The organism is Rhodovulum strictum (assembly GCF_009649175.1).
GTDB classification, from domain to species: domain Bacteria; phylum Pseudomonadota; class Alphaproteobacteria; order Rhodobacterales; family Rhodobacteraceae; genus Rhodovulum; species Rhodovulum strictum.
The window spans coordinates 21,488-46,483 of sequence record NZ_WJPO01000032.1; the positions used below are offsets into that span (position 1 = coordinate 21,488).

General features: G+C 66.4%; 21 protein-coding genes. 17 read left to right on the forward strand and 4 right to left on the reverse strand.

Going from position 1 to position 24,996, the window contains the following annotated elements; genetic code table 11:
• Window positions 1-2 precede the first annotated feature (2 nt).
• The 6 genes from GH815_RS16205 to GH815_RS16230 all read left to right on the forward strand — a co-directional run bounded on the left by GH815_RS16205 (window position 3) and on the right by GH815_RS16230 (window position 7,760).
• Window positions 3-4,007, forward strand: coding sequence for a baseplate multidomain protein megatron (locus tag GH815_RS16205; protein WP_153749796.1), 4,005 nt, complete (start codon window positions 3-5; stop codon window positions 4,005-4,007).
• A gap of 12 nt (window positions 4,008-4,019) precedes the next feature.
• On the forward strand, window positions 4,020-5,927 hold the full coding sequence (locus GH815_RS16210; protein WP_153749797.1) for a DUF2793 domain-containing protein: 1,908 nt from the start codon (window positions 4,020-4,022) through the stop codon (window positions 5,925-5,927).
• 10 nt (window positions 5,928-5,937) lie between these two features.
• Window positions 5,938-6,246, forward strand: coding sequence for a hypothetical protein (locus GH815_RS16215; protein ID WP_153749798.1), 309 nt, complete (start codon window positions 5,938-5,940; stop codon window positions 6,244-6,246).
• Between the two features lie 132 nt (window positions 6,247-6,378).
• Window positions 6,379-7,059 carry a YcbK family protein gene (locus GH815_RS16220; protein ID WP_153749799.1) on the forward strand — a complete coding sequence of 227 codons (681 nt, stop codon included), beginning with the start codon at window positions 6,379-6,381 and terminating at the stop codon, window positions 7,057-7,059.
• Window positions 7,060-7,109: 50 nt separating this feature from the next.
• Window positions 7,110-7,316, forward strand: coding sequence for a hypothetical protein (locus GH815_RS16225; RefSeq protein WP_343030922.1), 207 nt, complete (start codon window positions 7,110-7,112; stop codon window positions 7,314-7,316).
• A gap of 243 nt (window positions 7,317-7,559) precedes the next feature.
• On the forward strand, window positions 7,560-7,760 hold the full coding sequence (locus GH815_RS16230) for a hypothetical protein (RefSeq protein ID WP_153749801.1): 201 nt from the start codon (window positions 7,560-7,562) through the stop codon (window positions 7,758-7,760).
• Between the two features lie 16 nt (window positions 7,761-7,776).
• Here the strand turns inward: GH815_RS16230 and GH815_RS16235 are convergent, their stop codons facing one another.
• The 4 genes from GH815_RS16235 to GH815_RS16250 form a co-directional block, all read right to left on the reverse strand.
• Window positions 7,777-8,142 (reverse strand): hypothetical protein, encoded by a 366-nt coding sequence (locus GH815_RS16235; protein WP_153749802.1) that lies wholly within the window; start codon window positions 8,140-8,142, stop codon window positions 7,777-7,779.
• Window positions 8,139-9,155, reverse strand: coding sequence for a DUF4236 domain-containing protein (locus tag GH815_RS16240; protein ID WP_153749803.1), 1,017 nt, complete (start codon window positions 9,153-9,155; stop codon window positions 8,139-8,141). Before GH815_RS16240 ends, GH815_RS16235 begins: the two co-directional genes overlap by 4 nt.
• Window positions 9,156-9,158: 3 nt before the next feature.
• Window positions 9,159-9,413, reverse strand: a complete 255-nt coding sequence (locus GH815_RS16245) for a hypothetical protein (RefSeq protein ID WP_015923069.1) — start codon at window positions 9,411-9,413, stop codon at window positions 9,159-9,161.
• 115 nt (window positions 9,414-9,528) lie between these two features.
• The gene (locus GH815_RS16250) at window positions 9,529-9,987 is read right to left on the reverse strand and encodes a very short patch repair endonuclease (RefSeq protein ID WP_153749804.1); all 459 of its coding nucleotides are present in this window, start codon (window positions 9,985-9,987) and stop codon (window positions 9,529-9,531) included.
• Window positions 9,988-10,054: 67 nt separating this feature from the next.
• Between GH815_RS16250 and GH815_RS16255 the strand changes: the two genes are divergently transcribed.
• From GH815_RS16255 to GH815_RS16305, 11 genes are all read left to right on the forward strand, one after another.
• Window positions 10,055-11,608 carry a DNA cytosine methyltransferase gene (locus GH815_RS16255; RefSeq protein WP_211365107.1) on the forward strand — a complete coding sequence of 518 codons (1,554 nt, stop codon included), beginning with the start codon at window positions 10,055-10,057 and terminating at the stop codon, window positions 11,606-11,608.
• Between the two features lie 63 nt (window positions 11,609-11,671).
• On the forward strand, window positions 11,672-13,165 hold the full coding sequence (locus GH815_RS16260; RefSeq protein ID WP_153749806.1) for an ATP-binding protein: 1,494 nt from the start codon (window positions 11,672-11,674) through the stop codon (window positions 13,163-13,165).
• A complete protein-coding gene (locus GH815_RS16265) occupies window positions 13,162-15,897 on the forward strand; it encodes a Z1 domain-containing protein (protein WP_153749807.1) in 2,736 nt (911 codons plus the stop codon). The genes GH815_RS16260 and GH815_RS16265 overlap by 4 nt, the downstream gene beginning before the upstream one ends.
• Window positions 15,884-16,858, forward strand: a complete 975-nt coding sequence (locus GH815_RS16270; RefSeq protein ID WP_211365109.1) for a PD-(D/E)XK motif protein — start codon at window positions 15,884-15,886, stop codon at window positions 16,856-16,858. Before GH815_RS16265 ends, GH815_RS16270 begins: the two co-directional genes overlap by 14 nt.
• Complete coding sequence (locus GH815_RS16275) at window positions 16,855-18,933, forward strand: AIPR family protein (RefSeq protein WP_153749809.1); 2,079 nt, start codon at window positions 16,855-16,857, stop codon at window positions 18,931-18,933. Before GH815_RS16270 ends, GH815_RS16275 begins: the two co-directional genes overlap by 4 nt.
• 246 nt (window positions 18,934-19,179) lie before the next feature.
• Window positions 19,180-19,452: a hypothetical protein gene (locus GH815_RS16280; RefSeq protein WP_153749810.1), complete on the forward strand. Its 273-nt coding sequence runs from the start codon at window positions 19,180-19,182 to the stop codon at window positions 19,450-19,452.
• A gap of 11 nt (window positions 19,453-19,463) precedes the next feature.
• Entirely contained in the window at window positions 19,464-21,050 is a 1,587-nt protein-coding gene (locus tag GH815_RS16285; protein ID WP_153749811.1) for a hypothetical protein, read from the forward strand.
• On the forward strand, window positions 21,047-21,994 hold the full coding sequence (locus GH815_RS16290) for a hypothetical protein (RefSeq protein ID WP_153749812.1): 948 nt from the start codon (window positions 21,047-21,049) through the stop codon (window positions 21,992-21,994). Before GH815_RS16285 ends, GH815_RS16290 begins: the two co-directional genes overlap by 4 nt.
• A gap of 18 nt (window positions 21,995-22,012) precedes the next feature.
• Entirely contained in the window at window positions 22,013-22,435 is a 423-nt protein-coding gene (locus tag GH815_RS16295; RefSeq protein ID WP_153749813.1) for a hypothetical protein, read from the forward strand.
• Between the two features lie 41 nt (window positions 22,436-22,476).
• On the forward strand, window positions 22,477-22,704 hold the full coding sequence (locus GH815_RS16300; protein ID WP_153749814.1) for a hypothetical protein: 228 nt from the start codon (window positions 22,477-22,479) through the stop codon (window positions 22,702-22,704).
• Between the two features lie 223 nt (window positions 22,705-22,927).
• Window positions 22,928-24,996, forward strand: a 2,069-nt coding sequence (locus tag GH815_RS16305) for a UPF0149 family protein (protein ID WP_153749815.1), incomplete at its 3' end; no start/stop codon positions are given.

Genomic DNA, 24,996 nt, shown 5'->3' on the forward strand with positions numbered 1-24,996 from the left:
ACATGGCCACCCTCGTACTCGGCGTCGTCGGCTCCAGCATCGGCATGGGTTTCGGCGGCGCGATCCTTGGGCTGTCCGGTGCCGCCATCGGCGGGCTGATCGGCTCGACCGTGGGCTCGGTCATCGACAGCTGGATCATCTCCTCGCTCGCCCCCACCCAGCGCATCGAGGGCGCGCGGCTGGAGAGCCTGCGCATCACTTCCTCGACCGAGGGCGCCGTGATCCCGCGGCTCTACGGGCGCATGCGGATCGGCGGCAACATCGTCTGGGCCACGGATTTCCGCGAGGAGACCAGGACCACGACCCAGCGCGGTGGCGGCAAGGGCGGTGGCGGCGGGAAGGTCCGCACAACGGAGTATCTGTATTTTGCCAGTTTCGCGGTCGCCCTCTGCGAGGGCCCGATTACCGGCATCGGGCGCATCTGGGCCGATGGCAAGCCGCTCGACATGAGCGGCATCACGATGCGCTGGTATCCGGGGGACGAGGCGCAGGCGGCCGATCCGTTCATCACGGCGAAGATGGGGGCGGCGAACACGCCGGCCTATCGCGGCACGGCCTATGTCGTGTTCGAGGAACTGCCGCTTTCGGATTTCGGGAACCGGATCCCACAGCTGAGCTTCGAGGTCTTCCGCCCGCTGGCCGATCCCGACACGGCCGAGGGGCTGACGCGCGCGGTCACCATGATCCCGGCGTCGGGCGAGTTCACCTATGCGACACAGGCGATCCGCAAGACCACGGGCGGTGCCTTCGGCGGCACGAGCGGCGGCACCACCACCGCCGAGAACCTGAACGCGCTGCCGGACACCACGGACATGGTGGTGGCCCTCGATCGGCTGCAGGCCATGGCGCCGGCGGTCGAGAGCGTCAGCCTCGTGGTCGCCTGGTTCGGCACCGACCTGCGCGCGGGCAACTGCCAAGTCAGGCCCGGCGTCGAGGTCGCAGTGAAGGCCACGACCCCGCGGGTATGGTCGGTGAACGGCGTGAACCGGGCGAGCGCGCATCTCGTCAGCCGCGACAGCGAGGACCGGCCGGTCTATGGCGGCACGCCCTCAGACTTCGCGGTGGTGCAGGCCATCCAGGAGATGAAGGCGCGCGGTCTGCGCGTGACCTTTTATCCCTTCATCCTCATGGACGTGCCGCCCGGCAACAGCCTTCCGAACCCCTACAGCGACAACGCCGCCGAGGAAGGCCAGCCGGTGTTCCCGTGGCGCGGGCGGATCACCTGTTCTCCTGCAGCAGGGTTCGCGGGCAGCGTGGACAAGACCGCCACGGCCGCCACGCAGGTCGCGAGCTTCTTCGGAGCCGCGACGCCGGCCAACTTCTCGGTCTCGGGCGAGATCGTCGGCTGGACCGGCCCCGCGGGGGACTGGGGCCTGCGCCGGATGATCCTGCACTACGCCCATCTCTGCGCGGCCGCCGGGGGTATCGATGCCTTCCTGATCGGCTCGGAGATGCGCGGGCTGACCACGATCCGCTCGGGCGCGTCCACCTATCCGGCCGTGCAGGCCTTTCGCGATCTCGCCGCAGCCGTGCGCAGCATCCTCGGGCCCACGACGAAGATCAGCTACGCGGCGGACTGGTCGGAATACTTCGGTCACCAGCCGGGCGATGGCAGCAATGACGTCTTCTTCCACCTCGACCCGCTCTGGGCCGACGCCAACACCGACTTCATCGGCATCGACAACTACATGCCGCTCTCGGACTGGCGCGACGGGTTCGAGCATGCCGATGCGCAGGCCGGCTGGCCCGCGATCCACGACCGGGGCTACCTGCAGGCCAATATCGCGGGCGGCGAGGGCTTCGACTGGTTCTATGCCTCGGAGGCCGATCGCTCGGAGCAGGCTCGCACGCCGATCAGCGACGGTTCTGCAGGCAAGCCATGGGTCTTCCGCTACAAGGATCTCCGCGCCTGGTGGTCCGAGCCCCACTTCAACCGCCCTGGAGGGGTGGAAAGCGGCACGCCCACCGCATGGGTGCCGCAGTCGAAGCCCGTCTGGTTCACCGAACTCGGCTGCCCTGCCATCGACCGGGGCACGAACCAGCCGAATGTCTTCTTCGACCCGAAGTCCTCGGAGAGCTTCACGCCGTATTTCTCGCGCGGCTGGCGGGATGACGCGATCCAGCGCGCCTATCTCGAGGCGACGTATCTCTGGTGGAACGATCCGGCGAACAACCCGACCTCGTCCGTCTATGGCGGCCGGATGGTGCACGTGCCCGAATGCGCCGCCTGGACCTGGGACGCGCGGCCCTATCCGTTTTTCCCCGCGCTGACCGGCGTCTGGACGGACGGGCCCAACTGGCGGCTCGGGCACTGGCTGACCGGGCGGCTGGGGGCGGTGTCGCTCGCGGCCCTCGTCCGGCACCTCTGCCTGCGCGCCGGTCTCCCGGCGAATCGCATCGACGTCACCGGCCTCTGGGGCGCGGTCGAGGGCTATGTGATCGGCGCACTGGAAAGCCCGCGTGCGTCCATCACCACGCTCGCGCGGCATTTCGGCTTCGATGCGGTCGAGACCGGCGGGGTGATCCGCTTCGTCATGCGCGGGCGCGCGGCGGTGGCCGAGATCGGTGCCGACGATCTGGTCGCCACCCCCGATCCGCGCGCCGAAGGGCTGGAACTCACCCGCGCGCAAGAGACCGAGCTGCCGCAAGCGCTCAAGTGGCAACTGGCGCGGGCAGACGAGGACTATGACGCGGCTCAGGTCGAGGCGCAGCGCATTACCGTGTCCACGAGCCGGATCGCCTCGGAAGCCTTCCCCATGGCCGTCGCGCCCGAGGAAGCCGAGCGCCGCTGCCGCCGCGCCCTGATGGAAGCCTGGATCGGCCGCGAGACCGCGAGCTTCCGCCTGCCACCCTCGCGTCTGGCGCTCGACCCGGCCGACGTGATCCGGCTGCAGCACGACGGGCGCAGCCTCGATTTCCGGCTCCTGTCCACGGCGGATGCCGAAGCGCGCGGGATCGAGGCGATCCGCCAGGACCGTGCCGCCTACGACCTGCCGCCGGGCGATCCGCGCCCAGCGATGCTCGCGCGCCCGCTGGTGCTGACTGCGCCGGACGTCGCCTTTCTCGACCTGCCGCAGCTGACCGAGGACCAGCCCGCGCACAGGCCATTCCTCGCCGCCCACGCGCGGCCATGGCCAGGGGAACTTGCGGTCTTCCGGAGCCCCGGCAGCGACGGGTTCGAACTCCTGACCACCGTGCCCGCCCGGGCGCGGATGGGCGTTCTGGCCTTCGACCTCTGGCCCGGCCCGGTCTCGCGCTTCGATCTCGGCAATGGCCTGACGCTCGATCTGTTCACCGGCTCGCTGGAGAGCGTCACCGACCTGACGCTGTTCGGCGGGGCGAACGCACTCGCGATCGAAAGTGCGTCCGGCATCTGGGAGATCGTGCAGGCGGGCACGGTCGAGCTGATTGGGCCCGGACGCTATAGGCTGACCCGCCTCCTGCGTGGTCAGCGCGGGACCGAAGGGACAATGGGGAACCCGGCTCCCGCCGGAGCGCGGGTCGTGGTGCTCGACAGCACGCTCGCCCCTCTGCCCATCGCGCTGGGCGATATCGGCCTGCCGTGGAACTGGCGCGTGGGCCCCGCAACCCGGCCGCCCTCGGACGAGACCTATGTGGCGCAGGCCTTCACGCCCGCAGGCGCTGGTCTGCGCCCCTTCGCGCCAGTGCATGTCACGCAGCCCTGGCGGCAAGCCCGTGTGCCCGGCGACCTCACCATCCGCTGGACCCGGCGCTCCCGCGCGCTCGAGGCAGATGCCTGGGAACAGGTCGAGGTGCCGCTGGGGGAGGAGGTCGAAGGCTACGAGGTCGAGATCCGTGACGGTGCGCAGCACGCGGTGAAGCGGGTGCTCACGAGCAGCACCACGTCCGTCCTCTACACCGCCGTCCAGCAGACCGCCGACTGGGGCGCGCCGCTCGGCCCCGGCGATGCGCTCGCCCTCCGCATCTTCCAGCTCTCCGCCCGCCTCGGGCGCGGGGCGCCTGCAAGCGCGACACTCTTCTTCTGAAGGTCATCTCCCATGTCCGACACCACCACCCATCTCGGCCTGCCGTATCTCATGGCCGCGCAGGCCCAGAAGCATGTCACCCATAATGAGGCGCTGCGCCTGCTCGACGCCATGGTGCAGCTTTCTGTTCTGGACCGCACCCGCACCGCGCCGCCCGCGAGCCCTGCCGACGGCGACCGGCATCTCGTGGCCTCGGGCGCGACCGGGCTCTGGGCCGGGTGGGATCTGAACGTGGCCTTCCATGTCGACGGCGCATGGATCCGGCTCGTCCCGCGCCCCGGCTGGCTGGTCTGGGTCGCCGACGAGGGCGCCTTCCTCGTCTGGTCCGGCTCCAGCTGGGCCAGCGTGGGCGAGCCGCGCGACGTGCCCGACAGCGTCTTCAGCCTGGTGAACGACGCCGATCCCACGAAGAAGGCCGTCTTCTCGCTCGCCTCGATCTCCACTGGCCAGACCCGGACCTACACGCTGCCGAACACCTCCTCGGAACTCGCGATCCTCGCGGGCACGCAGACCTTCACCGGCAACAAGACCTTCTCCGGCACCCTGACCGCCTCCGGGAGCACGGCCACCCTTGGCACCTCGACCGGCACCGCCACCTACGGCGTCGGCACCGGCGCCACGGCCAACGGCACCACCAAGACCGTCAACATCGGCACCGGCGGCGTGTCGGGCTCGAACACCGTAGTCAACATCGGCTCGGCGACGTCCGGCGCGGGCGGGACGACCGTGATCAACACGCCCACCGTCACCTTCGCGAACAGCGTCACGCAGGTCGGCATGCCCCAGGCGAACCTGACCGCCCAGCAACTCGGCCTCGGCTGGGCCACCGCCGACGCCTTCAACCGCTTCTCGATCAACACCCCCGCGATGCTGTTCAATCACGCGGGCAACGGGATCGAGGCGACCTTCAACAAGAACACGCCGGGCGACGATGCCGCCTTCGCCTTCAAGACCGGCTTCTCCGCCCGGGCGCTGATCGGGCTCCTCGGCAACGACGACTTCAGCTTCAAGGTCAGCCCGAATGGGTCGGCCTATTTCGACGCCATCCGCATCGACCGCGCCAGCGGCCGGGTCGAACTGCCTGAGCCCATGGTCCTGCCCGGACGCGCCACGCCGCCCGATCCGCCGCCCGCGGGCCGCATCCATCTCTACGCCCGCGACCGGGCGGGGTCGGCCTGGCTCGAGGTGATGCGCCCCTCGGGGCGGCTCTTTCCGCTGCAGCCGCATTTCGGGGTGAACCGGATCGCCTGGTGGGCGCCGTCCTCGGGCACCACGATCAACGCGATCGGCATGCCGCGGACGGGCGTCGGCACCGCCTCGACGCCCGGTCTCGCCACCACCAACCTCTCGACCTCCATGCGCCGCTGGCGGATGACCAGCGCGGCCACCGTGGACGCGGCGGCCGAGGAGCGCTCGGCCGGCTGGGTCTGCTGGCGCGGCAATGCCGAAGGTCTGGGGGGCTTCACCTATGTGAACCGGCTGTCGCTGACGACCCTGCAGCCCACCGGCATGGGCTTCTTCGGGCTGATGGGTTCCACCGCCGCGCTGGCCACGACGCTGCTCCTGAGCGCGGTCGTGAACGCCATCGGCATCGGCTTCCAGCGCGGCACGCATACCAACTGGCAAATCGTCCACAACTCGGGTTCAGGCGCGCCCACGCTGATCAACTTGGGCGCCAGCTTCCCCGTCGATGCCCCAGCCAACGTCCTGACCCTCTTCCTTTACGCCGCCCCGAACGCCACCTCCGTCTGGGTCCGCGTCGTCGAGGAAGTCTCCGGCGCTGTCGCCGAGGTGGAGCTCAATTCGAACCTCCCCGCCTCCACCCAGCTCCTGAGCCCCCGCAACTACATGAACACCGGCAGCACCGCCGCCGCCGTCGCCTACGACTGCAGCGGCGTCTACGTCGAGACCGACTATTGAGAGGCCCGCCATGACCGACCGCACATCCCTCCTCGAAGAGGTCGCCCGGGCCTTCCGTGACCACGGGATCACCGCCGCCATCACCGCGCTGATCGGTGGCACGCTGGCGCTACTCGCCGCCATCACGCGCCGGGCCTTCACCAATGATGCAATGCTCGCCCGGCTCGACCGCGAGCTCCTGATCGAGCGGGATCGGGTAGAAAGGCAACGCGCCGAGGACCGCAAGGCCGATGCCGACCGGCTGGAGCGGATGGAGGGTGACATCCGCGCCATGCGCAACCTGATGTTCGAAGCCTTCCAGCGCCGCCGCGACGACTGACCACAACCCGGCGCCCAGCGCCCCGACCGACCGTCTCCCCACGTCCACGAGCCCGATCACCGCCCCTGCCCCGCCGCCCCAACAGCGGCGGGGTGCCCATTCCTGCATGTCCAACACCCCGAGGAGGTTCCCATGCCCGACCCTGTCCGCACCTTCCGTCACTTCCGCGAGGTGCCCCTGCATCTCTGGCGCTGGCCCAACTTTTCCCCGGCCGAGATCGCCTGCCGCGGCACCGGCCAGCTGAAGCTGCATCCCGCCGCGCTGGACAAGCTGCAGGCCCTGCGCGACCGGCTGGGCAAACCGCTGATCGTGCGCTCGGCCTATCGCAGCCCCGAGCACAACCGCGCCGTTGGCGGTGCCCCGCGCTCGAAGCACATGATTGGGGCGGCCTTCGATATCGCCATGTCGAACCACGACCCCGCCGCTTTCGAGGCCGCGGCACGGGAGGTGGGGTTCCTCGGCTTCGGCGCCTATCCCCGGTCGGGCTTCATGCATATCGACCTCGGCCCGGCGCGATCCTGGGGCGATCCCTTCCCGCCGCGTCCCGTCCCCTTCGCCGCCGAGACCCCGCCCGCGCGCGAAACACTGGCCGCAAGCCGCACGCTGCGCGGCACCGGCGCGGCCGGGGTGGCGACGGTGGGGGCCGCCGGGGTCGATGTCGCCCAAGAGGTGCTGACGGAGGCACAGGGCGCGATCCTGCCGCTGGTCCCCTACCTCGACACCCTGCGCTGGCTGTTCATCGCACTCGCGCTGGGCGGGATCGCGGTGGCCGTCTGGGCGCGTCTTGATGACTGGAAACGAGGGCTGCGCTGATGTGGGCCAGCCTCCTGGCTGGGCTTCTTGCCCGACCATGGGCGCGGCGAGTGGCTGCTCTCGCCCTCGCCCTGCTCACCATCGCCCTGTTCATCCTCAACCTTCGCCGCCAGGCCGAGCGCGCAGGCCGCGCCGCCGAACGGCTCGACCAGCTGGAGCAGACCCATGCCTTCCACCGCCAGATGCTGGACGCGGCCGCCCGCCGCCCTCGCAGCCGCGACGATCTTCTTGACCGCCTGCGCGACGGCGGGTTCTGACGTCCCGCCCGGCGCCTGCCCGCCCGTCGTGACGTACAGCCCGGCCGAACAGGCGCGCGTGGCGGAGGAAGTCACCGCGCTGCCCGAGGGGGCGCTGATCATGGGGTGGCTCGCCGACTACGCCGTCCTGCGCGACCAGGCGCGGGCCTGCCGATCCCCGCGCGCTAGCCGCTGACTCTCGACTGGACTATACCCGCAGGCCACGCCTGATGTCGTTGTGCCGCGTCAACGGAGCCGCACGGAATGACCCCGCAATACCCCGACATCACCGTCACGCTGACCGGCCAGGACGGCAACGCCTTTGCCATCCTCGGCCGTTGCCGCGAGGCCGCTCGCGATGCCGGGCTCTCCGATGACGAAATCGCCGCCTTCATGGCCGAGGCCATGGCGGGCGATTACGACCATCTCCTGCAGACCGCGATGCGCTGGTTCGATATCAGGTGATCGGAGCTGATCCGCTTCAGGAAGAAGCGTCTGCCTGCGCACCGAAGACCGCCGCGCACTCGGCCTCCCATGCAGCACGGTGCTGCCCCGGATCCTCCGGAAACCGGCCCAGCGCCACCGCGAGATCGAAGAAGCCTCGCCGGGGCATGTCGCCCGCGCGGCTGATCACCAGTGCTGCGATCATCGGCCGACCAGCGGCAGCATCCTCACGCATAGTCTGCTCGAGCGCGGCGGCAACGCGCTGGATCGTACCGGGCGGTTGAAGGCCGAGCGCCGTGGCCACCTCCTGATAGGTCGTGAAGGGGTCAGCCGGGGTGCGGCGCGACAGCAGCGCCCGCAGATCGGCCGCCAGCGCGGTCGGATCATTACCCACGTCGGTCATTCGCCCAGCCCCAGACGTTCGCGCACATCCTCAAACCCCGGATCCTCAGCATAGACCCGTTCTAACTCTCGCCGCGCCTGCGCCCTGCGTCCGACCTGATCGTAGAGCACCGCGCGCTCGTAGCGCAGCTGGCGCAGCAGCGTGTCGGCACGATCCTTGCGGCGGCACAGCGCCAGCGTGAACACGTCGATGGCGGCGTCAGCCAGCCCGAGCCGGGCAAGCGCCCGGCCGCGGTAGAGCAGGAGCGCCGTTTCCACCGGCGTCTCGTTCGCGATCCCGGCGGTTAGAGCGACGACCTGCTCCAGCTGCGCGCGGTCCGCGCCGCCCTCGAGGGTCAATTCGGCGAAGGACAGCAGGACCACCGGATCACCCGGTTCGATCGCCAGCAGCCGCTCGACATGGCGCATCGCCGCTGCGCGGTCGCCGTTGAGCTGGGCGATCTCGACCAGCGCCAGCGTCGTGCCGCGCTCGCGCGGGCGGGCATGGGCATCGACCTCGGGCGTTACCGGAAAGGTCACCTGCGCGGCGATCCCGTATTTCTCCAGCAGACTCCCCAGCCGGTCCAGCCCGCCCAGCGCGGCCTCCAGATGACGCCGCGCGGGCGCGAATTCCTCGCGCCGGAGCCGCAGCATGCCCGCCATCCAGGCGGCGTCGGGCAGGCTGGCAGCCCTCTCGAACTCGGCAAGCGCAGCCCCCTCATCGTCCGCATTCAGCGCCTTCAGCCCGTCGACCAGCGCGCGCTCATCCGCAGGCGTGAACAGCCGCTGGAAGAAGCCGAGGTTCAGCCGGTCGCGCTGGGCGACACTCGGCGCATTGGCGGCTGACGGGCGGCGTGGTTCGTGGACGGTGTAGAACAGGCCCGTCCCCGGAAGACCCGCGGTGACCCGGTTGCCGCGCGGGCTGACGGTGTATTTCGCGCCGCGCGGGCCGAAGGACAGCGAGGCCGTCGATTTCGACAGGTTCAGCGTGACCCCGGGAGCAATCCGGATGCGGCGCCAGAAGCGGAAGGACATGGTTCAGCCCCCGCGGGCGCCGGCGGCGATCCGGTCGAGCGTGTCCAGCGCATCCTCGAGCGTCTTCACGGCACCGAACTTTTCCATCTCGGTCATGTTCGGGTTGGACCGGATCGCCCCTGTGCCCTGCACCAGCGCCTCGCGCACAGCCGCACCGCGATCCGGCGTGCCCAGCACGATCTGACCCATCAGGATCTGGATCAGCATGTTCTGGGCCACCAGCTGCCCCGCGAAGACCTGCGTGTCGTTGCTCTTCATGATCGTCGTCGAATCCCTGCGACCTGGCCGAGGCCTGCCATCTTCAGTTGCGTTCTCGATGCCTTATAGGCAGGGAAGCGGACGAAGCCAAATCGGCAGTAGCCATCGCCTGCCATCATCCGGGATCCGTTTTGCCGATTTCCAGCTGCCGGTTTTCAGACAGTAGCCATTCCTCGATTGCCGCAGCAGTCTGCTCGACTGATCGCGGCTTTCGCAACGCGCATTCCCATACTGTCGCCACGCGCCACCCATCTGCCACCAGCGCCTCGCATGCCGCACGATCGCGCCTGACATTCGCGGCGAACTTCTCTGCCCAGAACTCGGGGCAGGTCGCGGGCGTGGTCGCATAGCGGCAGCCTTCGTGACGGTGCCAGAAGCAGCCATGCACGAAGATGACGGCCCGGTGCTTCGCGAGGATCAGGTCCGGCCGACCGGGGACACCCTTTCCATGCAGCCGATACCGGAAGCCGCGCGCGTGAAGCGCGCGCCTCAGCACCATTTCCGGCTTCGTGTCCTTGCCCCGGATCCCGGACATCATCCGAGAGCGGGTCTGCCTGTCGACGATGTCCGCCATTTGCCTCCTGGCCTCTGCGTCCGGACCTGGTATACAGCCTGAAACCCGAATTCGAGAGGCCCCTGATTTGCCAGCCACTTTCGGCATCGTCGATCTGTTTGCCGGCCCGGGCGGGCTGGGCGAGGGCTTTGCGTCCCTCGATGTCGGCGGCCACGCGCCGTTCCGGATCGGCATCTCGGTCGAGAAGGAGGCCTCGGCGCATCGCACGCTGACCCTGCGCGCCTTCCTGCGGGCGCATCAGGCGCGTCACGGGGCGTTGCCGAAGGCCTTCATCGACTTCCACGCCGGGCTGATCCCGGAGCCCGACTGGAGCGAGGTGGATGCGGCGGCGTGGCAGCATGCGACGGCGGAGGCGCAATGTCTCGAACTCGGGACGGAACCGGCTGCCGCCGCCATCGATCATGCCATCGGCGCGCTGCGCCGGGAGTTCGACGACACCATCCTGATCGGCGGCCCGCCCTGCCAAGCCTACTCGCTTGTCGGGCGCGCGCGAGCGAAGGGGAAGGTCGGATACGTCCCCGAGGAGGACGAGAGGCACTATCTCTTCCGCGAATACATCCGGGTGCTCGACCGCCTGCGCCCCGCTGCCTTCGTCATGGAAAACGTCAAGGGCATGCTGTCCTCGACGGTCGAGAGCCGCCTCGTCTTCGAGATGCTGATGGAAGACCTCGCCTCGCTCGGCACCGGCCGGGGGCATCACTACGAGATGCGGGCGATCCGGGTGGCGGACGGCAGGGCCAGCCTGCAGGAGGCCGCGCAGCCCTCGGATTTCATCGTCCGCGCCGAGGAATGGGGGGTTCCGCAGCGGCGTCATCGCGTGATCATCGTAGGCCTCCGCTCCGACCTGGCTGACAGGGCCACCGGGACGAGTGTACCGGTTTCCGGGGTGACACGGACGGTCGATGACGCCATCGGCATGATGCCGGAACTGCGCAGCGGCCTCAGCCGCGGTCTCGACGACCCGGCGAGTTGGCGGCGCGAGGTCGTCGAAGCCGCCCGGCTGCTGGCGGGCATCCACCGTGGCAAGGAAGACGGGCCACTGCGCGACGTCTTCTCCGCTGTTGCCAGGGGCCTGAAGAATGGACTGCTGGCACCCCGCCTGTCGGCACGGCGCTCCGAGGGCTACGGCACGTCGAACGACGAACTCCTCGCCTGGCTGGAGCGCCCTGCGCTGCGCGGTTTCGCCCAGCACGAGACCCGCGGACACATGCCCTCGGACCTCGGGCGCTATCTCTTCGCTGCCGTCTTCGGCGCGGTGCGCGGTTACAGCCCCAAGGCGGCCGATTTCCCGCTGGCGCTCAGCCCCGACCACCGCAACTGGCACAGCGGCGTCTTCAACGACCGCTTCCGGGTCCAGCTCGCCGGGGAGCCATCTACCACGGTCACGAGCCACATCTCGAAGGACGGCCACTACTTCATCCACCCCGATCCCATGCAGTGCCGCAGCCTGACCGTGCGCGAGGCGGCGCGCCTGCAGACCTTCCCGGATGACTACCTGTTCCTCGGCAACCGGACGCAGCAATACGTCCAGGTCGGCAACGCCGTGCCACCGTTCCTTGCAACGCAGATCGCCTCGCTCTTGCGTGCATCCCTGACAAAAGCCGACACCCTTGGCGCCTGACCGCCTTGTAACGTGACTACGTTCGCGCCAGAGTAGATCAGGTAGCCACGGTGAAAGGTTCGCATGCAGGAGATTGGCGTTTCAAGACGGGCAGATGCGACCCCTCACGCGGCTGCGCTGATAGAAGGTCTGAGGGACATCGGGTATTCCCTCGAAACCGCAATTTCAGACATCATAGACAATTCGATCACGGCAGGCGCTCGCCGCATCCAGATCATCACCGAGACGTTCGCGGAAGAGCCGCACATTGCCGTGGTCGACGACGGCGATGGCATGAGCGAGGAAGAGCTCATTGCCGCCATGCGCCCGGGAAGCCGAAATCCGCTGGCAACGCGCGATGAGCCCGATCTCGGGCGCTTCGGGCTTGGTCTGAAGAGCGCCAGCTTCTCGCAGTGCCGCCGACTGACGGTGGTGTCCCGAAAGGGCGGCAGGACCAGCACAGCGGTCTGGGATCTCGATGACGTGGCGGAACGGAACGAATGGGCAGTACAACTACCCGACGATGCGTCGGCCATTCCGGAGGTCGACAAGCTGGGCGAATCCGGAACGCTCGTCCTCTGGCAGAAGCTGGATCGGCTGACCGGTGGTTTCACGCACAATGCAGCGAAGCGCGCAGAGGTCATCAACCAGAGGATTGCCGAAACGGAACGACACCTGCGTCTGGTGTTCCACCGGTTCATGGAGGACTCGAAACCGCTCCGGATCCTTCTCAACGGCCGCCTGCTGCGCCCACTGGATCCGTTCGCGCAGAAGAACCCGGCCACGATTCCAGATCCCGAGGAAAAGCTGACGCTCATCCGCGGCGACGTGGAAATCCAGAGCTTCACGCTGCCGCACCACAGGCAGATGAGCAAGACGGACTGGGAGGACATTGCGGGGCCCGAAGGGCACCTGAAATCCCAGGGGTTCTATCTCTATCGCGGCAGACGTCTGATCCTCCACGGCACATGGTTCGGTCTGTGCCGGCAATCCGAACTGACCAAGCTGTCCCGGGTCAGGATCGACATCCCGAACAGCATGGACGCGGACTGGAAGATCGACGTCAAGAAATCGTCGGCCCAGCTGCCGCCGATTGTCCGTGATCGGCTCAGGAAGGTCATCGAGCGCATCCAGGACGGGTCCAAGCGTATCTACCGCAAGCGCGGTCAGAAGCTTGTAGACCACGAACGGCTGCCCATGTGGCATCGCATCCAGGCCGATGGCCAGATCCGCTACCGACCGAACACGGATCACCCGGCCTTCGCAGATTTCGCCGAAAGCCTGCCCCCGGATCTCCGGCGTGGCTTCTTCAACTGCATTGCGCTGGTCGGCGCATCCCTCCCCGTCGAAACCCTGCACGCAGACATGGCGGGCACGGCCGAGCAGATCGTACCTGACCGCGTCGACGAGGACACGCTGGTCCAGGCCGTCCAGTCCACGCTCACCGTGCTCATGGGGGCCCGAAAGGATATCAGGGAGATCATGGCGCTGATGAAGGACGTCGATCCCTTCCGATCCGCCTGGGAAGACACCCAGCGCATCATCGCCAGCACCATCGAGGCGAAGGAACAGCAATGACGCCGCTTCTGCGAAGCCTCGAAGGCATGACGTCGATGTACATGGCCTCCCAGACGGGGCCACACACTGCACAGTCGATCCGCGACATCATTGCGCAGCTGCGCGACACGCCGATGTTCGCTGGCAAGGTCGAGGACGCCGACGCCGAGGAACTGGCACGGCTCATCGAGGAAAAGTACGGCATCAGCATGGGCCTTGGCGCAATCGTCGATGCCGAGGATTTCCGCCCGTGGCTGCATGACGCCCGGATCAACGGCGAAGTCGGTGATTTCTACTGGAGCCGGTATCGCAGGCTGCTGAACCTCAAGGGGCTGCCGAAATCGGTGATCGACGCGACCGACGAGGTTACCGACCGGGTGCTCGACCGTCTCGGGGATCCCAACAACACGAACCCGTGGAGCCGCCGGGGCATGGTGGTGGGCCACGTCCAGAGCGGGAAGACCGCAAACTATACCGGACTGATCTGCAAGGCTGCCGATGCTGGCTATCGCCTCATCGTGGTGATCGCGGGGATCCACAACAACCTGCGCAACCAGACCCAGGCCCGGATCGACGAAGGGTTCATCGGCCGCGACACCGGGCGTCTGGCCCATGCCAACAAGGCCCAGCGCCAGAAGATCATCGGGGTCGGAACCTTCGATCAGCGGGAATTCCCGGTTTCCCTGACCAACACCTTGCGTGATTTCAACAAGGCGACGGCCACGACCAACACCAGCCAGATCGGGCAGTACAACGTGCCCGTGGTCCTGGTCATCAAGAAGAACTCGAGCACGCTGAAGAATCTCCTGGAATGGCTCAAGGAGCATTCCGTCCATCAGGGCACCCAGATGGTCAGCCAGCCGATGCTGCTGATCGACGACGAGGCCGACAACGCCTCGATCAACACGGCCTATGCCCGGGACGAGGTCACAAGGATCAACGGCCAGATCCGCGAGCTGCTCTCGCTGTTTCACCGCAGCTGCTATGTCGGCTACACGGCCACGCCCTTCGCAAACATCTTCATCGATCCGGACACCGACGACGAGGCGCTGAAGCAGGATCTGTTCCCGCGCCATTTCATCATCGGCCTCGATGCCCCGTCGAACTATTTCGGTGCGCAGAAGGTCTTCCTCGATGCCCGCGACCAGCATGTCCGCCTGATAGACGACAACGAGGACATCCTGCCGATGAAGCACAAGATCGACCATCCGGTCGATGTGCTGCCGGAGAGCCTCGTGCGTGCGGTGCGCGCCTTCATCGTTGCCCGGGCCATCCGGAATGCGCGGGGACAGCAGGCCGCGCATGCGTCCATGCTGATCAACGCATCGCGTTTCACGGATGTCCAGGGCCGGCTCCGCTCGCGCGTTGCCGATATCGTCGGCCGCATCCGGGACGCGGTCGCGGTCGATGGGGGCAAGGGACGGAGCGCCCTGCGGAACCCGGAGATCGCGGCCCTGCACGAGGTCTGGGAGGCGGAGTATGCCGAGGCGGACGAAGCGGACTGGCCCGCGGTGCAGTTGCGGCTGCACGAAGTCCTGGTCGCAGCCCGTGTGGTCGAGGTCAACGCATCGAAGAGATCACAGCCGCTCGATTACGATCAGGGCGGAGAACACGGCGTCACCGTGATTGCCGTCGGCGGCTTCTCCCTGTCGCGCGGGCTGACGCTGGAAGGGCTGACGGTCAGCTACTTCCTGCGCAATTCCATGATGTACGACACGCTCATGCAGATGGGGCGCTGGTTTGGCTACCGGCCGGGCTACGAGGACCTTTGCAGGGTCTGGATCCCGGCTGACGGGGTCGGATGGTACGCTCACATCCACGAGGCGATGGACGACCTGCAGGCACAGCTGAAGCGGATGGAGCTGGTCAAGGCCACACCCGAGCAGTTCGGGTTGGCCGTGCGCAGCCATCCGGAATCCCTGATCGTGACCGCCCGCAACAAGATGGGAACGGGCCGCGAGTTCCCGATGAAGGTCGGGCTTGCAGGCAAGCTGGTGGAGACAACGCGGATTCGCTCGGACCGCGAACAGCTGGACCGCAACCGAAGGGCCGGACGAGAACTGGTGGCAGCCATGAAGGCGCTGGGGCTGGCGGAGGACCACCCCTCGAGGGGCACCCTCTACAGATCCGTTCCGGTCGACCTCGTTCGCGATTTCCTGCGGGTTTTCCGCGCCGATGCCGCCGATCCCCTGACCGATCCCCGCCTCATGAGCGACTACATCGATGCCCGCGCTGATGGCGAACTCAAGGTCTGGGACGTCCTGCTTGCCAGCGCCCAGAAGGCGGATGCGAGCCCGGATGACCTTGCCGGGGTCGTCATGCGCGCCTTCGGCCGATCGGTCGGTGAGGCCGACCTGCGTCAGGGTGTCCTGGCGATCAGTGGCACCAGCAGGCGCGTTGGCTCGCCGGGCGACGAACGTGTCGGCCTGACCCCGGAACAGATCGACGCGGCGGTCAGCGCGTTTCACGATGAGTGCAAGCGCGAAGGACGAGAACCCCCGAAAACCCTGCCACCGCGCATCTTCTGCGAAATCCGTGGCCGCCGCCCCCTGATCATCCTTCGCTTCGTCGACCCGAAGGTGCCGGACGAGCCGAAGCTGAAGTCGCCCGGCAATGTCCTTGCGTGGAGCATCTGCTTCCCGCCGTCCGATGTTCAGGGCGGCACAGTCGAGTACGTCGTCAACACCATCCGCATGCGCGAGATGTTCGGCGAGGAAGAGATCGAAGAGGAGGCGCTGGGTGATCCCGAGTGATACGCCATGGTCCGGCCTCGAAGTCGGAAAGACGGATACGCGGCGGGTTTCGGCCTCTGCCCGGTGGAACTGGTTCTGGGCCGTGATGCCGCGTGCCGATGTCGCGCTCGTGCTGCAGCTGAACGAACTGCCGAAGCCTGCCCCCGATCTGCCAAAGCTCAGGAACCTCGAGATCCGGTTCCAGACCCTGCCCGGAGGCCCGATCCTTTACATCAGGTTGAAGGACAGCGCACAGCTGGAGCTGTTCGAAACGCTCTGTCGCGACGTCATGGCGGCGGGCGAGCTTGCCGAGACCGAACCCGAGGCCCTCGAACGCGCCATCGGGCGGACCTTCCGATGGCACTACCTGCTGCGCGGCGGAAAGCCGGAGGTCCTTTCGGAAGAGGCGCAGAAGGGCCTGATCGGCGAGATCGAGGTCCTGAAGCTCCTGATCGCCGCGCTGGGCGCAAGACCGGCCCTCTCGGCCTGGACGGGGCCATCGGGCGCGCCGAAGGACTTCGAGCTGAGGTCGGACTGCATAGAGGTGAAGGCCAGACGCGGGGCCTCGCAGCCTTTCGTCAGGATCACGAGCGAGCATCAGCTCGCTGACGTTCCGGAGCGTCGCCTGTGGCTGGGGGTTCTCGCCGTCGACAAGGTGCAGCCGCCCCACGGCCGGACACTGACAGAGCATGTCGACGAAGTGACCGACCTGCTCGAGCGGACCGAACCCTCTGCGATCATGGACTGGGATCTGCATCTGGCCGACGCTGGATACGACGCCCTGCATGACTACACGCACTGGCGCTGGATCGTCTCGACGCCCGAATTCCACGCGGTCACCGACGGGTTTCCGCGGATCGCCGCCCCCGTACCGCTCGGTGTCGCCGGCGTCACCTATGCGCTCGCGCTCTCGGCCTGCACCCCGTTCAGGACGGACTGGGAGGAGGTTCGCGCGGGCCTCGCTGAAGAGGACGAGGGATGAGTGAGCTTCACGAGTACCACCAGAACCTGATGGCGGATATCCGCCGCGAAGCCGATGCCAGTGGCGTTCTGATGGTCGAGGCATTCTTCGACCGCATGACCGAGCGACTGACCGAGGCCGGGGAGCTCGAGGTGGCCGACCGCGCCTTCTACCAGAGCGGCGAAGGCGGCCAGAAACTCCGGATCGATGGCTATGCAGGTGATCCGCGCGACAGCGAAGGCGTCCTCGGCCTGATCGTCTGCGACTTCGTGGACAGCGACGAGGTTCGAACCTTCGGAAAAGGCGACGTCCCCCCCATTCTCAACCCGCTGATCCGCTTCCTGAAGAAGGCGCGCACCGAGGAGTTCCGGGATGCCCTGAACGAGGTCAGCCCTGCCTTCCAGGTCTCCGACCTCATCATCGCGACATGGGCGCAGGTCACGAAGGTCAAGCTGATCCTCGTTTCCAACCGTCAGTACATCGGTCGCGACGACACGGTGAAGCTGGCCGAGCTCAGCGATGTGCCGATCACATGGTCGGTCTGGGACCTTGCGCGGTTCGAACGCTTCGACCGTTCCGGTCAGGCGCGCGAGGACATGGTGATCGATTTCGCGAATGACTTCGGCGCCCCGCTTCCTGCGCTGAAGGCCTCCCAGACAGGTGCTGCGCTGGAGAGCTATCTGATGATCGTGCCGGGGCAGCAGTTGGCGGAGATCTACGACCGCTGGGGCGCGCGCCTTCTCGAGGCAAACGTGCGATCCTTCCTGCAGGCACGCGCCAAGACGAACAAGGGCATCCAGAAGACGGTCAAGGAGGAACCGGAGCTCTTCTTCCCCTACAACAACGGTCTGTCGGCCACGGCGGACGAAGTGACCTGCGTCCGAACAAATGACGGCCTGGCAGTCGCGTCCATCAGCAACCTGCAGATCGTGAACGGTGCCCAGACGACAGGCTCGATCCATGCCGGCCTGAAATCCGCCAGGGAGCAGCTGTCCCAGGTCTTCGTGCAGATGAAGCTGACGGTAGTTCCCCCGGACCGATCCGAGGACATCGTCCCGAAGATCTCCGAATACGCCAACACCCAGAACAAGGTGAATGCCGCCGACTTTTTCTCGAACCATCCTTTCCATATCCGGATCGAACAGTTCTCGCGCAGCGTGATCTTCACAGCCCGCGAAGGGGAACGCCACGACAGCAAGTGGTTCTACGAGCGCTCGCGCGGGCAGTTCATCAACGCTCGCGGGCGGCTGACGCCAGCGCAGCAGAAGAAGTTCGATCTCGAGTTCCCCAAGGCGCAGCTCTTCAGCAAGACTGACCTCGCCAAATTCGAGTATTCGGCCGCAGGGTATCCACATGTCGTCTCCAGGGGCGCCCAGAAGAACTTCGCCGAATTCGCGAAGGAGATCGGGGAAGCATGGTCGAAGAGCGACGCGAAATATGACGAGCTCTGGTACCGCCGACTGATCGCCAAGGCCATCATCTTCCGGAAACTCGAGACCGAGGTTCCCAAACAGCCGTGGTACGAAGGCGGTTACCGCGCGAACATCGTGACCTATGCCATGGCGAAGGTGTTCCACGACGCCAACGGTGAAAAACAGGTGCTCGATCTAGATGCCATCTGGCGACGCCAGTCGGTACCGGAGGCCCTGCAGCGCGCCTTGCTGCTTGCCGCGGCCGAAGCCCATGACGTGATCACGCGTCCTCCATCCGGTGTGCGGAACATGTCGGAATGGGCAAAGCAGCAGGCGTGCTGGAACGGCCTGAAGGGACGAAAGCTCGACTACGACGAGGATTTCGACAGCTGCCTCACGCTGGTCGAGACGGCACGCAGCACCAGACGGGCAGCGCGGGCGACAGAGGTCATGACCGAAGGCATCAACGCCCAGACAGAGGCCGTAAGCCTCGGAGCCGGCTTCTGGAACACGGTGATGGACTGGGGTCGAAGTGAGCGGAAGCTGACTCCAAAGGACATGCAGATCCTCCAGATCTGCGCCTCGATGCCTCGGCGGATACCAACCGATTTCCAGGCAAAACACGCGATGGACCTTCTCGCGAGGCTGAAGGACCAGGGATTCGAAGGGGGGCATTCCCAGTGAAGGGGCCGCCACTCGAAATGTCGAGCAGCGCGCGTAGCGCTCCCTGTGGCGCGCGACTCGTCGGTGGTCGATGCGCGCATCCTCTTGATTGCCTGGCTTGGGGAGCAGACAGCCTCATCGGAGTCAGAAAAGACATCTGAAATTCGGCGGCCAAAGAGTCTGAAAATTCGGCCTCAAGAAACAGATTCTGACTCGATCGCGACCACATGGCGGCACATGATGTGCAGGGTAGCGATGGAGGCATTGATGGGACATTCCGAGCACAGCAGGAGGCGCGCAGCCCAGCGTGGCGTCAGCGACCGCTTTGTGCAGTCGATACTGGTGCACGCGGACATCGAGCGCCCGATCGGGGACAACTGCCGCTTGATGCGCGTCAGCCGTCGGCGCTCGCGAAAGCTCAACATCGACGACAGGCTCGGGCGTTACGCCCTGATCTGGAGCGACGACAGCGCACGGATCGTGACTGTCATGCCGGTCCATGATGGCGTCAACGGACGGCGCTATCGGAAACAGCATTGAGGGCGGGCACGATGTCACACGATGAAAGCCGGGAAGAGCGTAGGGCACAGAAACGGCGAGAAGAGGTCGCCAAGCTTCGGCGCCTCGAGAGCGAGGCGGTCCGTCTGGGAACGAAGGTTCACAAAAAGGACCGCCTTTGGGCCGCCTTTAACCTGACGCGGGCCTGGGGCGAGGCAAAGGCCGCCGGTCTGCGGAAGGAGGACTTCCAGGACGAGATTCAGAGCCGCCTCCAGCGCCCACATGGCAGCCGGCAGGAGTTTCGTCTTTCCAACTGGATACTGAAGCGCGGCGAGGATCCGACCACGCAACCCGGGCTCGTGAAGGAATACGAAACGAAAACCACGCCACAGAAGGCACTGGAGCCCTATCTGGTCGGCATCTCAGTCGCAGCAGAACATTGCGGCGCCGATGCCGACGACTGGAAACTGGCGATGGCACGGGATCTCTCGATCTGGCCGCGGCTGTCGGGGGCGGCCGACGTGGTGTCGCCGGATGAGCGTCCTTCGGAGACGCTCGCGGTGCTGCTGAATGCGCTGTGTGTCAGACTGGCCAAGGACAACCGGCTGGAACAGACATTCGCAGCCATCCGGGCGATGAATTGTCACTGGGACATGGACGAAGAGCGGCTTTCCCACTCCCGGCATGCTCCCATGCAGAGGATCGAAAGCCCGATCTTTCCCATAAATGAGGACTGTCTTCATTTCGGGGAAATGTTTCCGTTTCCGTCGATCCCGTTGATCCGCGTGCCGTATGTAACCGGCGACGCCGTTTTCAACCTTGCTCTGGCCAACGGGCATGATCCCAGGGCGGGCACGCGCATGGAGGCCGGTGAACCACGATATGAGGGGATCCCCGGTGAAGTCGTCTGGTTCCGTGAAATCAGGCTTTGCATCGTGCCGGGCGACCGTGGCGGGTTTGTCAGTGCGCTGGAAACACGACCGCATATGGAAGTGCGCATTCAGGGCGAAACCGGTGTGGCCGGTCGGTATCCTGTCTTCCGGTCTGCGTTGATCGACATCGCTGATGGCAGCCATTACGGCCCGCCAGATCTCGGTCCGTCAATCCAGACGAGGGATGGCCAGACATGGGCGATCGAGATGGCGTTGTGGCCGGGAAAGCTTCGCCATGCGCTGGCTGGGAAAATCCGCCCTGCCTTTCCCTTCTCCAGTGAGTTGTATTTCGATCCTGATCCCATCCAGACTCCTGGCGTTGCCGGCTTCGAACCGTGGTACTTATCCTATACCCCCGCGACGCCGCCATATCTGCGCCATTGGCTGACGCAGGAGTGGCGGCGTGAAAACGAGGAGGCCGTCTGCCCGTGGAGTCGCGACAACTGCGAACGCGGGGCGCATGGGGATCGATGGGATCGCAACGTCCCGCCCATCCATGAGCTCAATTTCCCGGGCTTCAGCCACGCCACCTGGATCGAGTGCTGCCTTCACAACGGACTGATCGAGGAGGCCCTGCAGGCCAGCATCGACCGCCTTAAGGATCAGACGACGCGCCTGCAGGCGGATTGGCACGACGCGCGCGAACGCCACAGCAACGCCCTTCTGCGGCGCTGGAGCACCGAAACAGAACAGGAGGGCCATCAATGACCCGCATTTACGAACGCCAGACCGATGGGCTCTTCCTTGCCGGCTTCGAGCGGAACCCGGCATTCGCGGCAGCATTCCTCGGCGCCATCGACGGGGTGCCAGGCAACCGGGTGCGCAGCGTTGCCAGCCAGACCCGCCATCGGGGCACCGGACAGGCAGGCACCATCGATCTCGAGATCACACTCGAGGACGGCTCGATCCTGCTTGTCGAAAACAAGATCGACGCGGGCTATAGCGTCACGCGCGTCGGCGATCCCCAGCCTGACCGCTATCGGGCCAGCGTCGCCGCGCTGCGCGCGTCGGGCCGCAACGCGGCGTCGGTGCTGCTGGCACCCGAGGTCTATCTGCGGGGCACCCGGCACGCCGCAGCGTTCGACCATCAGATCAGCTACGAAGCGCTGCGTCCGGTCTTCCACGGCGACGACATTGCGCTGCTCGACGCCGCGATCCTGCAGGCCGTGACCCCGTACGATCCCGAACCCAACCCATCAAGCGCCACCTTTTTCGCCGCATATGCGGATTTCGCTCGCCACCATTTCCCCGAACTGGTGATCAAGCGGAATCCGAACGGCAACGGCGTGCGGCCGACCGAATCCCGGACCATATACTTCGACGTGCAGCGAACCCTGCGCGACTGGGCGCATCTGCCCCGCCCGCGCATGTCGCTGCAATGCCGCGATAGCGCGGCGCCCTCGGCTTCGGTGAAGATCATGCTGGGTGGCTGGGCCGCTCGTGCGCGAACCATGCGCGCGCCCGACAGTTTCGCGGAAACGGGCGGATACATCCGGCCGGCAGGCCGTTCGCTCGGCTTCGTCGTCGACACGCCGCAACTTGACACGCAGATGCCCTTCGACGCTCAGGTTCCTGCGGTGGAGGAAGGGCTCGAGGCGGCCCGGCGACTCGCTGCGTGGTGGAACCACCATGCCGACCAGATATCGGCCTGAAATGAAGAGGGAAAGCGAATGAGTCACATCGACAGCACCATTGCACGGATCCCGACAATGACAGCCAGGGAGCGGTCCACCTGGCAACACAAGGCTGACGCCGTTCTGCAGAAGAAACCCGGGAATGCCGACGCGCTACGGCTGCTCGGCGCTCTGGATGCGTTTGAATCGGGACAATCAGGTTCCGCGAGTCTTGAAGTGACCGGCCTCCTCGCCTGGGAGAAGTACGATCGAGGAACCGAGACGCCATTTCGAGCCTTCCACGGGGACCGGGTCGTCGGACGCATCGTCAAGAGCGCCACGCACACCGCCAATCGCAAGCAGGTGTATTCCGTCGAGATCCTTGGCCAGGCGCTGTCTGGCAGGTGGGAGAACATCAGCGATGCGCGCAAGGCCGGAGAGGCGGCTTATGCCCAGATGCAATCGGATACACCAACATGACGGTCCTTCTCTCCACATGTCCGCCACCGGCCGAACACCGCGTGATCGATGTTGTCGGCGCCGTGGGTGTTTCCCACAAGACATTCATGCAGGGCCCTGATCTCGGAGTGGCGCTCGAAGCGTGCCGAGAAGGTCTTCGCAGACGGGCGGAAGAGCTCGGCGCTAACTTCGTTGCCGGCTGCCATTTTCAGGTCGATTTCAACGCGAGCGTTGCAAATGTCACCGGCTTCGGCACAGCAGTGAGATTGCTTAGCGGGAAGGATGCGTGACGGCCGGTTGTCTCCATCCGCTTGATCCATGGCAACGGCACGTCTCATGGCAGCAGGGGGTTTCGGCACGGGGCAAAGCGCGGAGCAGGGTGGCCGAGACAGACTTCACTCCGACAGGTGATCATGTCGATGACAATTCCGTGGCCGACGCATAGGGTGGCAGCAAGGAATGACGTGATTCAAAAGGCGGGACTGCGTGGCGGAAGGACAGCTAGAGACAGTGTTGGCGGAACTGGCGCGTTTGCGCGAAGACGATGGCGCGCGCCGCGAGGTTCTCGACAGGGCCAGTGTCTCGATGCTCCATAGGCCGGCGCTGGGCGGCCAGCTGATCGCAAGGATCTGCGCGACCGAAGAGACCGCGCCGGAGCTGGAGCCCCTTACCGAACTGCTGGGGTCGGCTCTGGACGCCGCCCGGATCGCGCGCGAGAACCGGAAGAAGCGCGGCAGCGCTTTCCTCCAGACCTTGGGCGATGCGGTTGCCCTGGCATCCGGGCAGGGCCGGTTGTCCCCGTTCCACCGGCTGCTTCTAGCCAGCGCGTGGACCCGAAACGGACTGGCTGCGCCGGCTTCTCTGGAACTGTCTGCAACGGACATCGACGCATCCGGCCTTGCGCCTGGCATCCCGGACCGCACGGAGGCCGATGCCCTGCTGGATGATCTTTTCCAGAACCTGATCGAGCAGACAGAAGGCGATGCGCTCGCGCTGCATGCCGCCTTGACCGAGACCTTCCCGGCCATGCCGCCCGAGATGCGCTGGCATGTCATCCGGGTGTCGACGGAACGCGCTGAACCCATCCATGCGCGGCTGACGTGCTTCTGGCTACTCGACCGGGACGCCGCGATCCGCATCGCAGCAGCCCGTGCGCTTGCCGATCGGGCCGCAAGCGGCGCGCTCACGGCCGAACTGGCCGGCCGGATCGTGGTGTTGCGCAACTGGATGCCACCGGACGAAGCACGCGGCCTGGTCGACAAGGCCGTGAAGCTGTCCATGCGATCCGGACTGACGGCAGGAGTCACACCGGCGCCTTGGACCACTCATTCCGTCATGGCGACGCTCCCCGACGGCGGTGGGGCGCAGAGCATCGCGATCTCGCTGCAATCGAGCGGCCGCCGGATGGTGGCGATGCTGCTGCTGAAACAGGGCCATGGGGTGAAGGACGCCTATACCATCGCCTGCACCTCGGCGAGCGAACAGAAGGCGCTGATTCAGCGCGTCAAGGACGAGGCCGGCGCCGTCAGCGTGCCAGCGTCCTGGATGGAACATGCCCTGTCGGTTGCGCTGGCCGATGGCCTCGCAACGGGAGTGCCCCCTGCCCCGGGTCTCGTCGAGATTGCGGAACTCTGCGGCTTGGACCGGCTGCGCGCCGAGGCCGTTACCACCGAGGCACTGATTGACGCCCTCCCGGCGGCGGAAAGGTTGCGGAGCCTCTCCGCACAGGCGCGCGGCAAGCTGATCAATGCCAGCGAGGGGTGGTGGGATCGTCACGAGATCGTCCAGAGCTGGTTCGAGGAAAGCGATCCCGCACATGAGGTTCTGGAGGGCACACGCAGTCCGCGCGGCGTGGAGGCCGCACTCTGGCGATGGCTCGACACAAGGCGGGACTACTGGGCGCGCGTGGTGGCGCGGGCGGCCGATGTGCTTGCAGCAGCGGGGGATCAGGACGCCGACAGCTTCACAGTCACCGCGATGGCGCTAGTTGAAGGGCGCGATCTGAAGAAGATCCCGGTGATGCATGATGTGCATGAGCAGACCATAGAGGCCTGGGTTTTCGACGACCCCGACGCGGATCAGGACGCCACACTCGAGGAATGGGTCGAGGACGCGGAGCCGAAGTCTCCGAAGCCCGAGCGCAAGGGCGAGCTGGCACGCCTGCTGAAGGGCGCGGCCATCACGGCAGACTGGATCGACGGCTTCCTGATGGCGATCACCCTCGCACCGAAGATGATCGCGCCAAACAGATGGCTTCCCGAGATCCTCGGAAGCGCCGTTGCCGGCCTGACGTCGGACAGCCTCCAGCGCTTCGCCGATCTGATCCTGATGCGCGCCAACGCCAGCGTGGAGCAGGCGGAGAGCCCGGCCGAATTCGCCGCAGCGATGTCCAGGCGCAGCAGCATGGCCTCACGCGACTGGGCGGCGGGTTTCAGCTATGCCACAGGGCACTTTCGGTCGTCATGGCCAGCCAGGTCGACCACGCCAGACGACCGAGCGATGATCCATCGGATCTCGGACGCCATGTCGACGGGGTTCACCGCGTCAGGGGTGAAGACCCTTGGCCAGTGGATTTCCGCAAG

Excerpts from the sequence above, each read along its gene's own strand:
- GH815_RS16210 (WP_153749797.1), top strand. The coding sequence starts at position 4,020 with ATGTCCGACACCACCACCCATCTCGGCCTGCCGTATCTCATGGCCGCG.
- GH815_RS16240 (WP_153749803.1), bottom strand. The coding sequence starts at position 9,155 with ATGTCCTTCCGCTTCTGGCGCCGCATCCGGATTGCTCCCGGGGTCACG.
- GH815_RS16275 (WP_153749809.1), top strand. The coding sequence starts at position 16,855 with ATGAGTGAGCTTCACGAGTACCACCAGAACCTGATGGCGGATATCCGC.
- GH815_RS16215 (WP_153749798.1), top strand. The coding sequence starts at position 5,938 with ATGACCGACCGCACATCCCTCCTCGAAGAGGTCGCCCGGGCCTTCCGT.
- GH815_RS16295 (WP_153749813.1), top strand. The coding sequence starts at position 22,013 with ATGAGTCACATCGACAGCACCATTGCACGGATCCCGACAATGACAGCC.
- GH815_RS16205 (WP_153749796.1), top strand. The coding sequence starts at position 3 with ATGGCCACCCTCGTACTCGGCGTCGTCGGCTCCAGCATCGGCATGGGT.
- GH815_RS16230 (WP_153749801.1), top strand. The coding sequence starts at position 7,560 with ATGACCCCGCAATACCCCGACATCACCGTCACGCTGACCGGCCAGGAC.
- GH815_RS16245 (WP_015923069.1), bottom strand. The coding sequence starts at position 9,413 with ATGAAGAGCAACGACACGCAGGTCTTCGCGGGGCAGCTGGTGGCCCAG.
- GH815_RS16220 (WP_153749799.1), top strand. The coding sequence starts at position 6,379 with ATGCCCGACCCTGTCCGCACCTTCCGTCACTTCCGCGAGGTGCCCCTG.
- GH815_RS16235 (WP_153749802.1), bottom strand. The coding sequence starts at position 8,142 with ATGACCGACGTGGGTAATGATCCGACCGCGCTGGCGGCCGATCTGCGG.
- GH815_RS16260 (WP_153749806.1), top strand. The coding sequence starts at position 11,672 with ATGCAGGAGATTGGCGTTTCAAGACGGGCAGATGCGACCCCTCACGCG.
- GH815_RS16285 (WP_153749811.1), top strand. The coding sequence starts at position 19,464 with ATGTCACACGATGAAAGCCGGGAAGAGCGTAGGGCACAGAAACGGCGA.
- GH815_RS16280 (WP_153749810.1), top strand. The coding sequence starts at position 19,180 with ATGGGACATTCCGAGCACAGCAGGAGGCGCGCAGCCCAGCGTGGCGTC.
- GH815_RS16265 (WP_153749807.1), top strand. The coding sequence starts at position 13,162 with ATGACGCCGCTTCTGCGAAGCCTCGAAGGCATGACGTCGATGTACATG.
- GH815_RS16290 (WP_153749812.1), top strand. The coding sequence starts at position 21,047 with ATGACCCGCATTTACGAACGCCAGACCGATGGGCTCTTCCTTGCCGGC.
- GH815_RS16250 (WP_153749804.1), bottom strand. The coding sequence starts at position 9,987 with ATGGCGGACATCGTCGACAGGCAGACCCGCTCTCGGATGATGTCCGGG.